Origin of the sequence: Chromobacterium sp., from assembly GCF_041912965.1 — a bacterium.
Lineage (GTDB): Bacteria > Pseudomonadota > Gammaproteobacteria > Burkholderiales > Chromobacteriaceae > Chromobacterium > Chromobacterium aquaticum.
Genome location: NZ_JAYSGF010000047.1, coordinates 1 through 17503, shown reverse-complemented (window position 1 = coordinate 17503; position 17503 = coordinate 1). Strand labels below are relative to the sequence as shown.

At 60.8% G+C, this 17503-nt stretch carries 17 protein-coding genes, 1 tRNA gene and 1 pseudogene; 14 read left to right on the top strand and 5 right to left on the bottom strand.

Features of this window, described 5'->3' with window-relative positions:
• The first annotated feature begins 1 nt into the window (after window position 1).
• From ispE to ACE3QM_RS19705, 9 genes are all read left to right on the top strand, one after another.
• Entirely contained in the window at window positions 2–859 is an 858-nt protein-coding gene (gene ispE / locus ACE3QM_RS19745; protein WP_374424260.1) for a 4-(cytidine 5'-diphospho)-2-C-methyl-D-erythritol kinase, read from the top strand.
• A 7-nt stretch (window positions 860–866) separates the two neighbouring features.
• A tRNA-Gln gene (locus ACE3QM_RS19740) sits at window positions 867–941 on the top strand.
• Between the two features lie 88 nt (window positions 942–1029).
• Window positions 1030–2013 carry a ribose-phosphate pyrophosphokinase gene (locus tag ACE3QM_RS19735; RefSeq protein WP_043589892.1) on the top strand — a complete coding sequence of 328 codons (984 nt, stop codon included), beginning with the start codon at window positions 1030–1032 and terminating at the stop codon, window positions 2011–2013.
• A 60-nt stretch (window positions 2014–2073) separates the two neighbouring features.
• Window positions 2074–2361, top strand: a complete 288-nt coding sequence (gene rplY, locus ACE3QM_RS19730; protein ID WP_374424258.1) for a 50S ribosomal protein L25 — start codon at window positions 2074–2076, stop codon at window positions 2359–2361.
• A gap of 90 nt (window positions 2362–2451) precedes the next feature.
• Window positions 2452–3033: an aminoacyl-tRNA hydrolase gene (gene pth, locus ACE3QM_RS19725; protein WP_231461325.1), complete on the top strand. Its 582-nt coding sequence runs from the start codon at window positions 2452–2454 to the stop codon at window positions 3031–3033.
• A gap of 76 nt (window positions 3034–3109) precedes the next feature.
• Window positions 3110–4201, top strand: coding sequence for a redox-regulated ATPase YchF (gene ychF, locus ACE3QM_RS19720; RefSeq protein WP_374424255.1), 1092 nt, complete (start codon window positions 3110–3112; stop codon window positions 4199–4201).
• 117 nt (window positions 4202–4318) lie between these two features.
• Complete coding sequence (locus ACE3QM_RS19715) at window positions 4319–5299, top strand: Wzz/FepE/Etk N-terminal domain-containing protein (protein WP_374424253.1); 981 nt, start codon at window positions 4319–4321, stop codon at window positions 5297–5299.
• A 119-nt stretch (window positions 5300–5418) separates the two neighbouring features.
• A complete protein-coding gene (locus ACE3QM_RS19710; protein ID WP_374424251.1) occupies window positions 5419–6204 on the top strand; it encodes a transporter substrate-binding domain-containing protein in 786 nt (261 codons plus the stop codon).
• Between the two features lie 78 nt (window positions 6205–6282).
• Window positions 6283–6945 carry an amino acid ABC transporter permease gene (locus tag ACE3QM_RS19705; RefSeq protein ID WP_374424249.1) on the top strand — a complete coding sequence of 221 codons (663 nt, stop codon included), beginning with the start codon at window positions 6283–6285 and terminating at the stop codon, window positions 6943–6945.
• Window positions 6946–6994: 49 nt separating this feature from the next.
• Here ACE3QM_RS19705 and ACE3QM_RS19700 read toward each other — a convergent pair whose 3' ends face one another.
• A complete protein-coding gene (locus tag ACE3QM_RS19700) occupies window positions 6995–8749 on the bottom strand; it encodes a long-chain fatty acid--CoA ligase (RefSeq protein WP_048409487.1) in 1755 nt (584 codons plus the stop codon).
• Window positions 8750–8983: 234 nt separating this feature from the next.
• Here ACE3QM_RS19700 and ACE3QM_RS19695 point away from each other — a divergent pair, with 234 nt between their 5' ends.
• The 3 genes from ACE3QM_RS19695 to ACE3QM_RS19685 all read left to right on the top strand — a co-directional run bounded on the left by ACE3QM_RS19695 (window position 8984) and on the right by ACE3QM_RS19685 (window position 12103).
• Window positions 8984–10129 (top strand): PLP-dependent aspartate aminotransferase family protein, encoded by a 1146-nt coding sequence (locus ACE3QM_RS19695; protein WP_374424247.1) that lies wholly within the window; start codon window positions 8984–8986, stop codon window positions 10127–10129.
• A gap of 55 nt (window positions 10130–10184) precedes the next feature.
• The gene (locus ACE3QM_RS19690; protein WP_048409489.1) at window positions 10185–11240 is read left to right on the top strand and encodes a nitronate monooxygenase family protein; all 1056 of its coding nucleotides are present in this window, start codon (window positions 10185–10187) and stop codon (window positions 11238–11240) included.
• An 80-nt stretch (window positions 11241–11320) separates the two neighbouring features.
• Window positions 11321–12103: a ferredoxin--NADP reductase gene (locus ACE3QM_RS19685; RefSeq protein ID WP_048409490.1), complete on the top strand. Its 783-nt coding sequence runs from the start codon at window positions 11321–11323 to the stop codon at window positions 12101–12103.
• Between the two features lie 148 nt (window positions 12104–12251).
• On the opposite strand, the gene ACE3QM_RS19680 is transcribed toward ACE3QM_RS19685, so the two are convergent.
• On the bottom strand, window positions 12252–12716 hold the full coding sequence (locus ACE3QM_RS19680) for a GNAT family N-acetyltransferase (RefSeq protein WP_374424244.1): 465 nt from the start codon (window positions 12714–12716) through the stop codon (window positions 12252–12254).
• Window positions 12717–12727: 11 nt separating this feature from the next.
• On the bottom strand, window positions 12728–13339 hold the full coding sequence (locus ACE3QM_RS19675; RefSeq protein ID WP_048409492.1) for a LysE family translocator: 612 nt from the start codon (window positions 13337–13339) through the stop codon (window positions 12728–12730).
• A 108-nt stretch (window positions 13340–13447) separates the two neighbouring features.
• Between ACE3QM_RS19675 and ACE3QM_RS19670 the strand changes: the two genes are divergently transcribed.
• Both ACE3QM_RS19670 and ACE3QM_RS19665 read left to right on the top strand, forming a co-directional pair.
• Window positions 13448–13834 (top strand): DUF488 domain-containing protein, encoded by a 387-nt coding sequence (locus tag ACE3QM_RS19670; RefSeq protein WP_048409493.1) that lies wholly within the window; start codon window positions 13448–13450, stop codon window positions 13832–13834.
• A gap of 61 nt (window positions 13835–13895) precedes the next feature.
• Entirely contained in the window at window positions 13896–14525 is a 630-nt protein-coding gene (locus ACE3QM_RS19665) for a LysE family translocator (protein WP_231461335.1), read from the top strand.
• 11 nt (window positions 14526–14536) lie between these two features.
• On the opposite strand, the gene ACE3QM_RS19660 is transcribed toward ACE3QM_RS19665, so the two are convergent.
• Both ACE3QM_RS19660 and ACE3QM_RS19655 read right to left on the bottom strand, forming a co-directional pair.
• A complete protein-coding gene (locus ACE3QM_RS19660) occupies window positions 14537–15970 on the bottom strand; it encodes a sensor histidine kinase (RefSeq protein WP_374424241.1) in 1434 nt (477 codons plus the stop codon).
• A gap of 108 nt (window positions 15971–16078) precedes the next feature.
• A pseudogene (locus tag ACE3QM_RS19655) lies at window positions 16079–17503 on the bottom strand (lysine decarboxylase); the annotation flags it as partial.

Sequence of the window (17503 nt, the reverse complement as noted above, 5' to 3'; positions counted from 1 at the left end):
GATGACTTCCGCTGTATTTCAAACCTTCCCGGCTCCGGCCAAACTCAATCTATTGCTGCACATCGTGGGCAAGCGCGCGGATGGCTACCATCTGCTGGAGACAGTGTTCCGTTTCATCGACCTGAACGACACGGTGTCGCTGGCCTTGCGCGACGATGGTGACGTTGTGCTGGAAACGCCGATCTCCGGCGTGGATCCAGAGCAGGATCTGACCGTGCGCGCCGCGCGGCTGTTGCAGCAGCATGCGGCTTGTGGGCTGGGTGTGAGCATTCGCCTGGAGAAAAAGATACCGATGGGCGGTGGTTTGGGGGGAGGAAGCTCCGACGCCGCCACCGTTTTGCTGGCCTTGAACCGTATGTGGCGGCTGAATCTGCCACGGGCGGAACTGCAGGAACTCGGCTTGAAGCTGGGCGCGGACGTGCCGGTGTTTATTTTTGGCCGCAGCGCGCTGGCCACCGGTGTGGGGGAAAAACTGAATGAAATCAAATTGAAGCCGGCATGGTATGTGGTAATTCACCCTCAGGTGCATGTGCCTACCAGCAAAATATTTCAAAATTTCTCGCAGGAGGTGTTGACAGAGGTAGGGGTCGTCGGCATAATGCGAATCCTCGAAACAACGCAGCGACGACGAAACGATCTGCAAAACGTTGTTTCGAATATGTACCCAGCGGTGAATGAAGTGCTGACCGAATTAAGAAAATATGGTTCGCCGCTGATGACTGGTTCCGGTTCCTGTGTGTTTCTGGAGTGCCAGTCAAAAGACGAAGCCGATAAAGTTTATCAGGCGGTGTCGATAAAATATAAGGGGTTTTTAGCAAAAGGACTCGATGTCCATCCCTTAGTCGACAGCGCTGAATAAAGGTTACTGGGGAGTCGCCAAGTGGTAAGGCACCGGATTTTGATTCCGGCATTCGTAGGTTCGATCCCTACCTCCCCAGCCAAGACTTTCTCTCAATAAGAGAGAGCATGAAAAAAGCGTGTAAGAATCCCTTACACGCTTTTTCTTTATCTAGCTAAGGCACACGAATCATGGCGGCATACGACAGTTTGATGGTATTCACCGGGACCGCGAACCCGGAACTGGCCCAAAACGTAGTCAAACATCTGGATATCTCGTTGGGACGCGCCGATGTCGGCAAGTTCAGCGACGGCGAAGTGGCGGTGGAGCTGCTGGAAAACGTCCGCGGACGCGACGTCTTCATTCTGCAATCGACCTGTGCGCCGACCAATGACAATCTGATGGAAATCCTGACTATGGCCGACGCGTTGAAACGCGCTTCGGCCGGTCGTATTACCGCGGCGATTCCGTACTTCGGCTATGCGCGCCAGGATCGCCGTCCGCGCTCCGCCCGGGTGCCGATCTCCGCCAAGCTGGTGGCCAATATGCTGACCAGCGCTGGCATCGATCGCGTGCTCACCGTCGATCTGCATGCCGACCAGATCCAGGGTTTCTTCGATATTCCGGTGGACAACGTCTACGCGACGCCGGTGCTGTTGAAGGATATCCGCTCTCAGCGTATTGAAGATCTGATCGTGGTCAGCCCGGACGTGGGCGGCGTGGTGCGAGCCCGCGCGATGGCCAAGGCCTTGAACACCGACCTGGCCATCATCGACAAGCGTCGTCCCAAGGCCAATGTGGCCGAGGTGATGAATATCATCGGCGATGTGTCCGGCCGTACCTGCTTGATCGTCGACGACATGATCGACACCGCCAACACCCTGTGCAAGGCGGCCAGCGCTCTGAAGGAGCGCGGCGCCCAGCGCGTGCTGGCCTATGCGACTCACCCGATCTTCTCCGGTCAGGCGATCGATCGCATCAAGAATTCCGACATCGATATGGTGGTGGTGACCGACACCATCCCGTTGACCGCCGAGGCCAAAGCCTGCCCGAACATCCGGGTCGCCTCCATCGCCGGCCTGCTGGCCGAGACGCTGCGCCGGATCAACAACGAAGAATCGGTGTCTTACCTCTTCAATGAGGAACTGGTTGCGGCGGGCGCCTGCCTGCCGTAAACATCGGGCCCGCTGGTCGCGGCGGGCCGGGTGCTTTTAATCTGAAACTGGAGTTTTGCCATGTCTTTTGAATATACCGCCAGCAAGCGTGAAGAGTCGGGTACGAGTGCGAGCCGCCGCCTGCGTCACGCCGGCCAGGTTCCGGCCGTTGTTTACGGCGCTTCCAAAGAAGCCGTATCCATCGTTCTGGACCACAACACCATGTACTACGCGCTGAAGAATGAAGCGTTCCACACTTCCGTTCTGGATCTGGTGATCGACGGCCAGAAAGAACAAGTTAAAGTGGCTACGTTCCAAATGCACCCGTACAAACAGCAAGTGATGCACATCGACTTCGCTCGCGTGTAATCTAGCTGCCGTGCCGTCTGACGGTAACGGTTGAAAAGCTCGTTGCTAGCCGTCGGCCCGCAACGAGCTTTTTTATTTGGAACAGAGAATATGTCCGGTATTCGCCTGATAGTCGGCCTGGGCAACCCCGGCGCCGAATACGATAGAACCCGTCACAACGCCGGCTTCTGGCTGGTGGATGAGCTGTGCTGGCGCTATAAGGGCAATTGGCGCACGGAAACCAAGTTCCATGGCGACATCGCCCGCGTGGATATCGATGGCCAGGACGTCTGGCTGCTCAAGCCCATGACCTATATGAACCTGTCCGGGCAAGCGGTGTTGGCGCTGGCGCATTTTTACAAGATTCTGCCGGACCAGATCCTCGTCGTGCACGACGAACTGGATTTGCCCCCCGGCGCGGCCCGCTTCAAGCAAGGTGGCGGCCATGGCGGCCACAATGGTTTGAAGGACATCGCCGCGCGCTTGAGTTCGCCGGCGTTCTGGCGTTTGCGCCTGGGCATAGGTCATCCGGGTGATCGCAATGAAGTCGCCAATTTCGTGTTGAAGAAGCCGCGCGCCGAGGAGCAGCAGGCGCTGGACGAGGCGATCGCGCAGGCTTTGCTGCAATTGCCAGCGGCCATCGGCGGCAAAATGGCGGCGGCGATGAAGGAATTGCACACCGCGGCCAAGTAAGCCGCTGGGCAAATCGCCGGCTTGCCGCTATGCTGCGGCAGATAAGATTTTTCAAGAATTTCGAAGGAATGCGGACATGAGTCTGAAATGCGGTATCGTCGGCCTGCCCAATGTGGGCAAGTCCACCCTGTTCAATGCGCTGACCAAGGCCGGCATCGAAGCCGCCAACTATCCGTTCTGCACCATCGAGCCCAATGTCGGCATCGTGGAAGTGCCGGATCAGCGCTTGGCCGAATTGGCCAAGATCATCAATCCGCAACGCGTTCAGCCGGCCATCGTTGAGTTCGTCGACATTGCCGGGCTAGTGGCGGGCGCCTCCAAGGGCGAGGGCCTGGGCAACCAGTTCCTGGCCAACATCCGCGAGACCGACGCCATCGTCAACGTGGTGCGCTGTTTCGAAGATGAGAATATCGTTCACGTCGCGGGCAAGGTGGATCCTATCGCCGACATCGAGACCATAGGCACCGAACTGGCGCTGGCCGATCTGTCCGCGGTGGAAAAGGCGATGACGCGCGAAGGCAAGCGCGCCAAGTCCGGCGACAAGGACGCGCGTGCCTTGATCGCGGTGCTGGAAAAGCTGGTGCCGCATCTGGATCAGGGGCTGCCGGCGCGTTCGCTGGAGCTGAGCCCGGAAGAACATGCGTTGATCAAGCCGCTGTGCCTGCTGACGATCAAGCCGGCGATGTATGTGGCCAATGTGGCCGAAGACGGTTTCAGCAACAATCCCTTGCTGGAGCGGGTGCAGCAGTTGGCCGACAAGGAAGGCGCGCCGGTGGTGGCCTTGTGCGCGGCGATCGAATCCGAAATCGCGGAACTGGATGATGCCGACAAGGCCGAGTTCCTGGAAACGCTGGGCCTGGAAGAGCCGGGTCTGGACCGCCTGATCCGCGCCGGCTACAAACTGCTGGGCCTGCAGACCTATTTCACCGCTGGCGTGAAGGAAGTGCGTGCCTGGACGATTCATATCGGCGACACCGCGCCGCAGGCGGCCGGCGTGATCCACACTGACTTCGAGCGAGGCTTCATCCGCGCGCAGACCATCGCTTATGCCGACTTCATCGCGCTGGGCGGCGAGGCCAAGGCCAAGGAGGCCGGCAAGATGCGCGCCGAAGGCAAGGAGTACGTGGTGCAGGATGGTGATGTGATGAACTTCTTATTTAATGTGTAATCATAATTAACTGAATAAAAAGGCATGTGCTACTGACACATGCCTTTTTTTTGTAAGTAAAATGAGTAGAGCTAGCGCACCATTCATAGACAAAAGTCGGCAAAAGGAAAATGACAGTTGGAACAGCAGCGTGAAGTTTCTGATGAGATCAGCTTGGTCGATATTATTTTGTTCTGTAGAAAACAGTGGCGTTTGATGGTGATGCTGCCCGTACTCGCGGCAGTATCCGCAGTTGTCATTGTGATGAATATGCCTCCTCGTTATACGGCGACTTCCTTGCTATTAGTGCCGATGCCGTTGGGGCCTCAGGGCGGAGCTAGTGTTTTGAAAGATAGTTCGTTGCTGGACCGCGCCGTTGCTGATTTTGAATTGGCCAAGCATTATGAACTGAGCGCCGCCGACAAGACCAAGTTGAGCCTATTGGACAATCTGAAAGTGAATGCGGGCAAGGATGGCTTGCTCGAAGTATCCGTTAGTGATTCGGATGCGGTATTCGCCGCCAAGCTTGCAAATTATCTGGTGGAGCAGGCCAGGCAGAAGATTTTGGGTTTGCACGTCACGGAGCAAAGCAAAAAGTACCTGGTGCTGCAAGAAAAGATCAAGGCAACGCAGCAGCAGCTAGCAGTGGCACAGCGTCAGCTAAAGCAGCAAGGAGGCGGAGAGGCTTTGCTGAACAGTGAGTTGGCGCGGATCGTTGACGGGTTTGCCAGGCTTGAAGTGCAAATGAATACGCAGCAGATGGAGGGCAATAGTCCGCTGCAATCGTCTTTACTGCAGTTGCGCGCGGAACTGGAGCGAGCGAATCCGCGGGCCAAATCGATTTCTTCGCAGCAGCTAGCGATGATGCGGAATTTTTTCTTCTATCAAGCGGCGTTGGAAGAACTGCAAAAGCAGGCCTTGGTGAGCAAGGCGCTGGTATCGCAAGAAGTGCAAGTGGTGTTGCCGGCCAGCCCACCCTTGGAAAAATCCGGACCTAGGCGTGCGCTAGTGGTGGTGTTGGCTGGCTTGTTGGGGTTTGCCTTGGCGGTATTGATAGGCGCGGGTCGCAATGTGCTTGATTCTTCGCGGCGTAGGCTGCAACAAGCAACTGAGACGTGATATAGGATGGGGCCGCTATGGCGGCCTTTGTTCTATTAGGAACTTGTCAGTGGCTGCGAGCAATGATATTCTGGATTTTTGTTTATTGCAAATCCAAAATTCCTAAAGGTTATATTGATATGCGCAAGCTGATGACGGTTCTGGTGATGGCTGGCCTGACTGGCCAGGTATTTGCGGCTGACTTGCTGGACACGGTCAAGCAGCGCGGCAGTCTGAAAATCGCTTTGGAAGGCACGTATCCGCCGTTTAACTTCAAGGATGCCAAGCAGCAGCTGACCGGTTTCGATGTCGAGATCGCCAGTGAAATCGCCAAGCGTCTGAAGGTGAAGCCGGAATTCACCACTGCGGAATGGAGCGGCTTGCTGGCGGGTTTGCAAGCCGGCAAGTTTGACATCGTTGTCAACCAGGTGGGCGTGACCGACAAGCGCAAGGACGTGTTCGACTTCTCCCAGGCTTATACCTACTCAAGTGCGCAACTGATCGTGCGCAAGAACGAGAGCCGCGCTTTCAAGAGCCTGGCGGACCTGAAAGGCAAGAAGCTGGGCGTGGGCCAGGGCAGCAATTACGCCGATATGGCCAAGGCGGTGCCCGGCATCGAGGTGAAGACCTATCCCGGCGCGCCGGAATACCTGCAGGACCTGGCCAGCGGTCGCGTGGACGCGGCGCTGAACGACAGCTTGCTGATCCCCTTCGCCATCAAGCAGGCCAAGCTGCCCTTGAAGGCCGGAGCGCCGGTGGGCGAGGTGGCGACGATGGCTATCCCGTTCGCCAAGAATAATCCACAGTTCAAGGCGGCGCTGGATAAGGCGTTGACCGATATGAAGGCTGACGGCAGTTTCAAGAAGATCTCGGTCAAGTGGTTCGGCATCGACGTGTCGAAAGCGCCGACGGCAGCGAAGAAATAATAAGTAATTCGTATTAGAATTTATGAAGTAAGACGCCCCTGCTTGTGCGGGGGCGTCGGTTTTTTAGGGAAAACATGAATGACTGACTGGATTGAGCTGCTGGAGTCGGCGCTGCCGGTGCTGCTGCAAGGCGCGGGGCTGACACTGCTGTTCGCGGTGGTGGCCATGGTGCTGGGCCTGGCGCTGGGCTTCCTCGTGGCCTTGCTGCGGGTGGCGCAGGTGCCGCTGCTGGCGCAATTGGCGGCCTTCTATGTCAGCGCGATGCGTGGTACCCCTTTATTGGTGCAGATTTTCGTCATCTATTATGGCCTGCCCGGAGCCGGCATCGAACTGGGGCCGGTGACGGCGGGCATTCTGGCGCTGACACTGAACGTGGCCGCCTATTTGTCGGAGAGCCTGCGCGGCGGCATTGCCGGCGTGCATCGTGGCCAATGGGACGCCGGCTTGTCGCTGGGCTTGAGCTGGTGGCAGACCATGCGCCACATCATCGCGCCTCAGGCTTTGCGACTGGCGGTGCCGAGTCTGTCCAACTCCTTGATCAGTCTGATCAAGGACACCTCGCTGGTCTCGGTGATTACCGTGACCGAATTGATGCTGGCAACCAAGGAAGTGATCGCCCAGACCTTCCAGCCCCTGCCGCTCTATCTGGCGGCGGCGGCCATCTACTGGGTGCTGAGCGCCAGCTTCGAGCGGGTGCAGCGCTATGTGGAGCAACGCCTGGAACTGGCGCACAAGCGTTGAAAAGCAAAAGCCCCGCGATGCGGGGCTGTGTCGTTTCTGGAGCGCGAGCTCAGGCCGGCGCGTACAGGTTTTCTATCATCGCCCGGCAGCGCTCGGCGATCACCTTGCGGCGCAGCTTCAGCGTGGGCGCCAATTCACCGGCATCGACGCACCAGGGCTTGTCGATCAGCGCGAATTTCTTGATGTGCTCCCAGTTGCCGAAGTAGCGGTTGAATCGCTTGATCTCGCGGTCTATCAGCTCGACGATCTTGGGATGGCAGCTCATCTCGCTGTCGGTGGTGTAGGCGATGCCATGCTCGGCGCACCATTCCTTTAGCTTCTCGTACAGCGGGACGATCAGCGCCGCCGCGTATTTCTGGCCGTCGCCCACCACCATGATCTGGTCGATAAAGGCGGATTCCTTCAGCTTGTTCTCCAGCGCTTGCGGCGCGATGTATTTGCCGTTGCTGGTCTTGAACATTTCTTTCTTGCGGTCGGTGATGCGCAGGTAGCCATGCTCCAGCACACCGATGTCGCCGGTGTGCAGCCAGCCGTCCTTCAAGACTTCGGTGGTGAGTTCCGGCTCCTTGTAATAGCCGAGCATCACATTGTCGCCGCGCACCAGGATTTCGCCATCGTCGGCCAAGCGTAGTTCAACCCCGGGCAGCGGCAGGCCCACGCTGCCGATGCGGGTGTCCCTGGCGTTGAACGGGTTGGCGGAAATCACCGGCGCGGATTCGGTCATGCCGTAGCCTTCCGCCACCGATACGCCGCAGGCCCAGAACAGGCGAGCCAATCGTGGTTGCAGCGCGGCGGAGCCTACATTGATCCATTTGAGTTCGCCGCCCATCGCGGCGCGCCATTTGCGGTAGACCAGCTTGTCGGCCAGAGCGTGCTTGGCGGCTTCCAACGGCGAGCGGCGGGCATTGGGGTCGAAGCGCTCGGCGCGCTCCACCGCCCACAAATAAAGACGGCGTTTGAAGCCGCTGAATTCGCGGGCCTTGCCCACCAGCTTGTCGTGCACTTTCTCCAGTACGCGCGGCACGGCGCTGAAGGTATGCGGCTTGATGTCGGAGAGCGCGGCGGACAGGCATTCCACGCTGGAGAAATACACGCCGGCGCTGCTGTACATATAGTAGAACACGCCAGCGCGCTCGAAGATGTGCGATAGCGGCAAAAAGCTCAGCGCACGGCATTCGCCGTGCGGCAGACGAGTGAATTCAGCGGTGGCGATCACGGTGCTGAGCACATTGCGGTGCGACAGCATCACGCCTTTGGAGCGTCCGGTGGTGCCGGAGGTGTAGATGATGGTATAGACATCGTCCGGTTGGATCGCGTCACGGCGGCGTTCCAGTTCGGCTTGTCGTTCCGGCTTGGCCTGCGCGGGGATTTCTGTCCAGGACGGGCAGCCGTCGATCTGGCCCAGGGCGTAGATCGGGCAACTGAATTTACCTAGCGCCTCATGCAATTTGCGTTGCAATGCGGCATTGCCTACGAAGGCAAGCTTGACCTCGGCATGAGACAGGATATAGCGTGCATCATCGAGGGTCATGGTAGGGTAAAGCGGCACGCTGATGGCGCCGACTTGTTGCAGCGCCAGATCGGCCAGCACCCATTCTATGGAATTGTCGGCGGCAATGGCGACCTTGTCGCCGCTGGCGATGCCCAATTCCAGCAGACCCAGGCTGAAGCGGTTGACGCTGTCCGCGACTTCCTCTGTCGACAGCCTGCGCCATTCCTTGCCGGCCTTGGCGGCGAGGCAATCGGTTCGCGGGTGGCGTTCGAGTTGGCGGGTCAGGATGTCAAATACGCGTTCTAGCTTCATTCGTACAATTGTTTGAATGCGAAACGCTGCAAAATAGTCCTAAAGCGCGTGGATGTAAAGCTAAAGCCAGTAAAAACTTAGTCAAGATCAATGGAGTAGCCACCGTTTTAGCGGCGACTTCCTTGAAGTTGCCGAATAATGATGAAAGAGTCATGGCTGGGTCGCGCTGAGAGGCGGATTGCGGTCGGTTTGTCGGACAACGAAATCAAGCTGATGATTTTTTGAGGAAAAGTCGTGAAATTTGCAACCAGATCCATTCATGCCGGCTACGACAACGCCGAGCACGGCAAGGCGGTGATGCCGCCGGTGTACCAGACTTCGGTGTTCGAATACGGCCAGGTCGGCGAGTCCATGCCCTTCGTCTACGCGCGAACCGGTAATCCCACCCGCGCGGCGCTGGAAGCCTGCCTGGCCAGCCTGGAAAACGCCAGCCACGGCCTGGCCTTCGCCAGCGGCATGGCGGCCATCGACGCGGTGCTGCGCGCCTGCCTGAAGCCCGGGGACGAGGTGATCGCGGTGGCGGATCTTTATGGCGGCGCTTATCGCTTGTTGAGCAAGGTGATGGAGCCGGCGGGTATTAAGGTTAGCTTCGCGGATTTGAGCGACAGCCGCAATCTGACGGCGCTGATCAGCGCGCAGACCAAGCTGCTGTGGCTGGAGTCGCCGACCAATCCCTTGCTGGGCATGGTGGATATCGCCGCGTTGGCTGAAATCGCCCATGCGCATGGCGCGCGGGTGGCGGTGGACAGCACCTTCGCCACGCCTTATCTGCAGAACCCGCTGGATCTGGGCGCCGACGTCGTCGTGCATTCCGCCACCAAATACCTGGCAGGGCATTCCGACGTGTTGCTGGGCCTGGTGGCGGTCAAGGATGAAGCACTGCACCGCGAGATCAAATTCATCCAGAACGCGGCCGGCGCGGTGCCGGGGCCGCAGGATTGCTTCCTGACGCTGCGCGGCATCAAGACCCTGCACCTGCGCATGGATCGCCATTGCGACAACGCCGAGCGCGTGGCGCGTTATTTGCAGACGCATCCCAAGGTTGAACGGGTGTTCTTTCCGGGCTTGCCGCAGCATCCGGGCCATGAGTTGGCCCGGCGGCAGATGCGTCGCTTCGGCGGCATCGTCAGTATCTGGCTGAAGGATGACAGCCGCGCGGCGGCCAGCCGGCTGGCAGAGCGACTGCAATTGTTCGCGCTGGCGGAGTCGCTGGGAGGGGTCGAATCCCTGATCAACCACAGCTACACCATGTCGCACGGCGGCATGCCGCCGGAGCAGAAAGCCCGGTTGGGCATTCGCGAAGGCGGGGTGAGGCTGTCGATAGGCATAGAGGATATCGACGATATCCTGGCCGATCTGGAGCAGGCTCTGGCGGACTGAATCTGACAGCGTTGTCTTTCAACCGACGCCCACGTGGGCGTAATCGAGGAAATATATGGCTTCCGCTTTGTGTCGCCGCTGGCAGTTGCAAACTCCTTTAATCCAGGCGCCGATGGCGGGCGGCGCAACCAGTCCGGCATTGGTGGCCGCGGTCAGCCAGGCCGGCGCTCTGGGCTTTCTGGCGGCGGCGATGCTGCCGCCCGAGCGCTTGCTCAGCGAGGCCGCCGAGGTGCGAAAGCTGACCGACAAGCCGTTCGGCATCAATCTGTTCGTGCAGGATGATCCGGTGCCCAGCCCACAGGTCTTGCAGCAAGCCTTGGAATGGCTGGCACCCTTGCATCAGGAACTCGGGCTGCCGACGCCGCAGGTGCCGGAACGTTTCTGCGAGCCGTTCGCCCGCCAGTTCGAAGCCCTGTTGGAGGCCAAGCCGGCGGTGGCCAGCTTCACTTTCGGCATTCTTAACCGCAATCAGCTCAAGCTGTTGAAGCAGGCCAAGATAGACGTGATCGGCACCGCCACCAATATGGCGGAAGGGCTGGCCTGGGCCGAGTTGGGCGCAGACGCGATCTGCGCGCAGGGGCGAGAGGCGGGCGGCCATCGCGGCACCTTCATCGGCCGACCGCAGGATAGCTTGCGGCCCATGCTGTCGCTGGCCTATGAACTGGCGCAGAACCAGCCGCTGCCGGTGATCGCCGCCGGCGGCATCATGAACGGGCGCGACATGGCCGCCGCGATGCGTCATGGCGCCCAGGCCTGCCAGTTGGGCACCGCGTTTCTGCGCTGCCCGGAATCCGGTATCTCGACGCAGTGGAAAAGCGAGCTGGCCAAGGCCGCACCCGGCAGCACCCGGCTGAGCCGCGCGTTTTCCGGCCGCCACGCGCGCGGTCTGAACAATCGTTATATGGAGTTGATGGCCGAGCGGGAGGAACTGGTGCCGGCCTACCCGGTGATGAACGCGCTGACCGGGCCTTTGCGCGCGGCGGCGGCCAAGGCTGGGCTGCGCGACTTCCTGTCCTTGTGGGCCGGCGAGAACGTGGCCGCTGGCCGGGAATTGCCGGCGGCGCAGCTGGTGGCGACGCTGCATCAGGAATGGCTGGCGGCTTATGGCTGAGCCGCTGGCGGCGGCGGGCTTGAAGGCTGCCGCGATCTGGCGCACAATACTTGAGTAATTTACTTGGGTATAGGCGAGTGATGGATACGGCGATCGAAGAAAAATACACGGTTCAACCCATTCTGTGGCTGCGGCGCTGGGCGGACAATCTGCTCAGCTTCCGTTTGCAACGGCCCGATGCTTACCGCTTCGAGCCAGGGCAGTTCGCGCGGCTGGGTCTGCCGCTGGGCGAGCAAGGCGGCCAAGTATGGCGCGCCTATTCGATGTGCTCAGCAGTTACCGACGAGTATCTGGAGTTTTATTCCATCGTGGTGCCGGACGGGCAGTTCAGTTCGAGACTGGCGCGCTTGCAGCCGGGCGACGAGGTCATGCTGGACAAGAAAGCGATGGGCTTCTTCCTGGCGGACCGGCTGCCGCCGGGCAAGGATTTGTGGCTGTTGGCCACCGGCACCGGCTTGGCTCCCTATCTGTCGATTCTGCAAGACCCCGCTCAGTGGCAACGCTTTGACCGCATCGTGCTGGCGCACTGTGTGCGGCACGCCGGCGAGCTCAGTTATCAGGATTTCATCGCCGAGTTGAGCGAACATCCCTTGTGGGACGAGCACGGCCACAAGCTGCAATACTTACCCATCGTCACGCGCGACGCGCCGGAAGGCGTGTTGAACGAACGCATCCCGGCCTTGCTGGCCAATGGAGGTTTGGAGCGGGCGGCGGGGCTGGCGATGTCGCCGGAAAACTCGCGTTTCATGATCTGCGGCAATCCGGCCATGGTGGAAGATACCCATAGACAGCTGATGAAGATGGGTTATCGGATGAGCCGGCAGAGCGCGCCGGGCCATCTGGTATTGGAAAACGGCTGGTAGCCCTTAGAACCTGTTCACGATCTGCTGCGCGTCGTGGGACGTCACTCGGTGAGTGCCGCTTCGAAATGCTCATGTACCACGCGTACATTCCGCTTTCTCCGCCGCAAGGCCTTGTCTCGCCTTAGCTCGCTAGATCGTAAACAGGTTCTTACGATTTGGAGGCCGGACAAGCCTTGCTCATGAACAGGCTGAGCGGGTCGGGCAGGTAGGCGCCGAATGGCGAGCACAGGCTGAAGCCGCCACGCTGGTACAGGCCGATCGCCTCCGGCTGGGATATGCCGGTTTCCAGTTTCAGCGCGGAGAGACCGGCGGCCTGCGCTTCTTGCTCCAGGCGCGCCAGCAGCGCCTGGGCCAGGCCCTTGCCGCGCTGGGACGGCGCCACGAACATGCGCTTGATCTCGCCGTAATCCTCATGTAGCACCAGCGCGGCACAGCCTGTGGCCACGCGGTTCTCATCGCGGGCGACGATGAAGCGCACATGGGGCTGTTCCAGCGCCGCCGGGTCCATCAGGTGGTTGCTTTCCGCTGGATACAGCGCCGCCTGATAAGCGTCCAACTGGCGGATCAAGGCCAGCACATCGTGTTGCAGCGGAGATTCCAGTTGCAGTTGCATGGGAGGCCGCTTCACTTGTTGGAGTTGGCGAGTAGGGCGCCGAACAGCAGGAAGGTCATGCCGCCGGCCTTGTTGAGCAGTTTGCCGCCGCGTTCGCTGGCCAGCCAGCGGCGCGCGCGTTGTGCGGTCAGCGCGTACACGGTATGAATCAGAATGATCAGAGCGCTGAAGGAGCCGACCAGCAGCAAGAATTGCGGCGCATAGGCGCCCTGGGTGTCGATGAATTGCGGGAAGATGGACAGGAAGAAAAAGATGGACTTTGGGTTGGTCAGCTGTACCGCCATGCCTTCCCCGAAACGCCGGGCAAAGCCGCGCGGCTGGGTTTGTATTTCGTCGAAGCGGAAGGCCGGCGCGCGCAGCAGCTTGATGCCCAGATAGAACAAATAGGCCGCGCCTATCCATTTCATCACGGTGAAGGCCAGCGCCGACGCGGCCAGCAGCAACCCTAGGCTGGTGGCCGACACGCCGGCGACGATGAAGGAGCCGCAGGCGGTGCCCAGGATGCCGCCCAGCGTGCCGCGCAAGCCGAAGCGCAGCGAATTGGTCAGGGTCATCAAGACGCCGGGTCCGGGGCTGAGCACGGTGGCCGCGGCCATCAACAGATAAAGTGGATAATGCTGCATGAGACTGTCCTGATCGAGGCTATGGGGTTTAGTCTACTCAAGCTTGGTTGTCGATGACAATGTTGTTGCGGCGCGGCGATCAGCCGACGTCGATCCGGAGAACGCGTTATGACGATACGCATCGTGCAATTGGGTAGTCCGCGCCACCCGCAGGAGGGCACGCGCATCGGCACGGTTCGGCGGCCGCCGCGCGGCGTGCCCAAGAGCGAGTTCGCCAGCGGTGACTGGTACGATGTCTGGTTTCCCAATCTGGCGCCTAGCGCGGAGCTGGTGAAGCTGGCGCAAGCGGCGCGGAGCGCAGCAGAATGGCAGGCGTTCGAGCGGGCGTATCGCGCGGAGATGAAGGCGCCGGAGCAAAGCCGTGAATTGGACTTGCTGGCGGCGCTGTCGCACGGCAGTCACTTTTCCATGGGGTGTTACTGTCAGGACGAGGCGCGCTGTCACCGCTCGGTGTTGCGGGCCTTGTTGCAGGAGCGCGGCGCGGCATTGGAGTGAGCTTTGATTCCGCCGGGCCGGCTTGTATCATATCGCTTTGTATTCGCCCGGAATGTCTGTCATGCCTGATTTGTCCACGCTATTATTGTTCAGCCTCGCCTGCGTTGCGCTGGCGGCAACGCCGGGGCCGGATATGTTGTTGATCGCCAGCCGCAGCGCCAGTCAGGGACGCCAGGCCGGTTTCGCCACGCTGGCTGGCATTCAGTTGGGCACTTACTGTCACGCGTTGGCAGCGGCCTTTGGACTGGCGCAATTATTCGTGTTGGCGCCGCTGGCCTACGACGCGGTGCGACTGGCCGGCGCCGCTTATCTGTTCTATCTGGCCTGGACCACCTTGCGCAGCCGCAGCGTGTTGGCCGCACCGGGCGCCGCCGCGCCGCAGTCCATGCCGCGCATCATGGCCCAGGGGCTGCTCACCAATTTGCTCAATCCCAAGATGGCGCTCTTCGTGCTGGCGCTGTTCCCGCAGTTCGTGCATCCGGCGGCTGGGCCGGTGGCCTTGCAGATCATGGTGCTGGCAACCTTGCTGAATGCGATCGGTCTGCTGATCAATGGCGCCATCATCCTGGCGGCCAGCCGTTTCGGCCGTGCGCTTGGCGACAAACTGGGTCAAAGCCGCTTGCCGCAGTATTTGCTGGCCACGGTGTTCGGCGGCCTGGCACTGCGCTTGGCGTTGGCGAGCAAGGACTGAAGCGCGCCGCGTCACGCGTCGCGTTTAGCCCAGGGCAATATCAGTTGCGCGATGACGCCGCCGTTGGCGGCGTTTTGCACGTGGAGCATGCCGCCTTGAGCACGGGCCAGGGTTTCGCATAGCGGCAGCCCCAATCCCATGCCGCGCGCGCGGGTGGTGAAGAAGGGCAGGAAAATCTTGGGCAGAATGGCTTCGTCAATGCCGGGTCCGTTGTCCACGACTTTGAAGCGGTAGTTGTGTCCGTCGCTTTCACCGCTGATCACGATGCGGCCGCCTTGCTCCTCCAGCGCGTCACAGGCGTTCTGCACCAGATTGTGCAGGATCTGCTCCAGCGCGGTACGCTCGGCGCGCGGCCACTCTTCCGGGCTCAGATTGTGCCATTCCAGCGTGATGTTCTGATCCGCCAACTCGGCCTGACGCAGAAACAGCAATGAGTTCACCAGCGCGTCGGGATCCAGCGGCGTGGTTTCCGTCGCTTTGGGATGGGCCAGCAGGCGGCTGAGCCGGCTGATCAGCGCCGCGGCGCGGCGCGCTTGCGCGCCGGTGGCGAGCAGGGTGTCGCGCACGGCGCCACGCTGTGACGGTTCGTCCAGCGCGCGCTCCAGTTGGCGGGTGTTGGCGATGATGGCGGTCAATGGCGGGTTCAGTTCCTGAGCGAGGCCGGCCATCATTTCGTTCAGGGTATTGAGTCGGGCCTGGGCCGCCAGCCGGTCCTGCTGCTGTTGGCGCTGTTGCGATGCGCGCTGGCGGTGCCAGGCGTACAAGCCGACGGCGATGGCGGCGAGCAGCGCGTTCCACAGTAGGATCTCCAGCCAAGGGAGGCTGTCCCAACTCAAGGCGGTACGGCTGGACAGGCGGAAAGGCTGGCTGACGCTGGGCAGTTTGCGCTCCAGGCTCAAATCCCAGTCATTGGCGGCGGCGCCGACCTTGCGTTGCAGCAATTCGATGCGGTGGCCGCGCAGTTGCAGCGAGATGTTCTCCAGCGGCTCCGGCAATTCGGCCTTGGCCAGCATGCGTTGAGGATCGATCAGCAGCGCCCAGCCATCGGGGCTTTGCAGCCAGTAGCGCTGCGCCGCGTCGAAACCGAGTATGGTCTGGCGCTGCTGTTGAGCCTGCCACAGCAAGGCCAGCGGCGGGCGCAGGCCGCTGGGATCGCCGTGCCATTGTTGTTGCCGCCAATAGCCGATGGCGCTCAGCTGCGGCATCGCCGTTTGCAGGCGCTTGAGCATGTCCGTTGGCAAATGGCTTTGTTCGGAGGCGGCCAGCGTGGCCAGCACCGCGTCGTGTTGCGACGCCTTCTGGCTCAGCAGGCGCAAGGTAATGAAGGACTCTTGCCGAAAGCGCTGTTCCAAAGCGCCAAATTGGCGCCAGCCCAACCATAGGCAACCCGCCAGGCTGAGCAATAGCCAGGCGATCAGGGCGTAGCGGCGGTCCAATGACATCATGGCGGCGATTATCGCACGGCGCCGCGGCGGCGCCAGCCTGGAGTGTTAAGGATTATTGTGCAGAAAGTGTACGCATGCGCCCCGGCGCTGGGCCGGGGCGCACGATGCTCACTTCACGCAATCGACGCAATAGACCTTGCGACCGTCGATGTCGCTGGCTACCAGCCCGTGGACATCTGTTTCGAAGCCGGGCAGCTCGCGGTTGAAGTCCTGGGCGAAGCGCAGGTAGTCGACTATGGTCTGGTTGAAGCGCTCCCCGGGAATCAGTAGCGGAATACCCGGCGGATACGGCGTCAACAACACCGCGGTGACGCGGCCTTCCAGCTGTTCCACTGGCACGCGTTCGATCTCGCGGTGGGCCATCTTGGCGAAGGCGTCGGCGGGGCGCATCGCCGGTTCCATTTCCGACAGGTAGATCTCGGTGGTGATGCGTGCGACGTCGTGCTTGCTGTAAAGCAGGTGGACGCGCTGGCACAGATCGCGCAGGCCGACACGCTCGTATTGCGGGTATTTGGCGATGAACTCCGGCATCACCCGCCACATCGGCTGGTTTTTGTCGAAGTCGTCCTTGAACTGCTGCAGCAGCGAGATCAGCGTATTCCAGCGGCCCTTGGTGATGCCGATGGTGAACATGATGAAGAAGCTGTACAAGCCGGTTTTTTCCACCACCACGCCGTGCTCGGTCAGATACTTGGTGACGATGGCGGCCGGGATGCCCATCTCTTCGAAGCTGCCGTCCACGTCCAGGCCCGGGGTCAGCACCGTGGCCTTGATCGGGTCCAGCATATTGAAGCCATCCTCGATGCCGGCGAAGCCGTGCCAGCGCTCGTCCGGGCGCAGCTGCCACTCGGCCGGGTCGCAGATGCCGTCGTCGGACAGATCGTCCGGCCCCCAGACGCTGAACCACCAGTCGCGGCCGTATTCCTCATCGACCTTGCGCATGGCGCGGCGGAAGTCCAGCGCCTCGACCAGCGACTCCTCCACCAGCGCTTGTCCGCCCGGCTGCTCCATCATCGCCGCCGCCACATCGCAGCTGGCGATGATGGAGTACTGCGGGCTGGTGGAGGTGTGCATCAGATAGGCCTCGTTGAACCAGGCGGTGTCCAGCTGCCGTTGCTCCGGGTCCTGCACCAGGATTTGCGAGGCCTGGCTGATGCCGGCCAGCAGCTTGTGGGTGGACTGGGTAGAGAAGATCAGGCTGTCCTTGCAGCGCGGCCGGCCTTCGCCGATGGCGTGGAAGTCGCCGTAGAAATCATGGAAGCCGGCGTGCGGCAGCCAGGCCTCGTCGAAGTGCAGGGTATCGACCTCGCCGTCCAGCAGATGCTTGATATCCTCCACGTTGTAGATAATGCCGTCGTAAGTGGATTGGGTCAGCGTCAGGATGCGTGGCTTGGCTTGCGGGTTCTTGGCCAGAGCTTCGCGGGCGAAGGGGTTGGCCTGGATTTTCTTCTTGATGTTGTCGAGCTGGAATTCGGATTTCGGAATCGGGCCGATGATGCCGTAGTGGTTGCGCGTCGGCATCAGGAACACCGG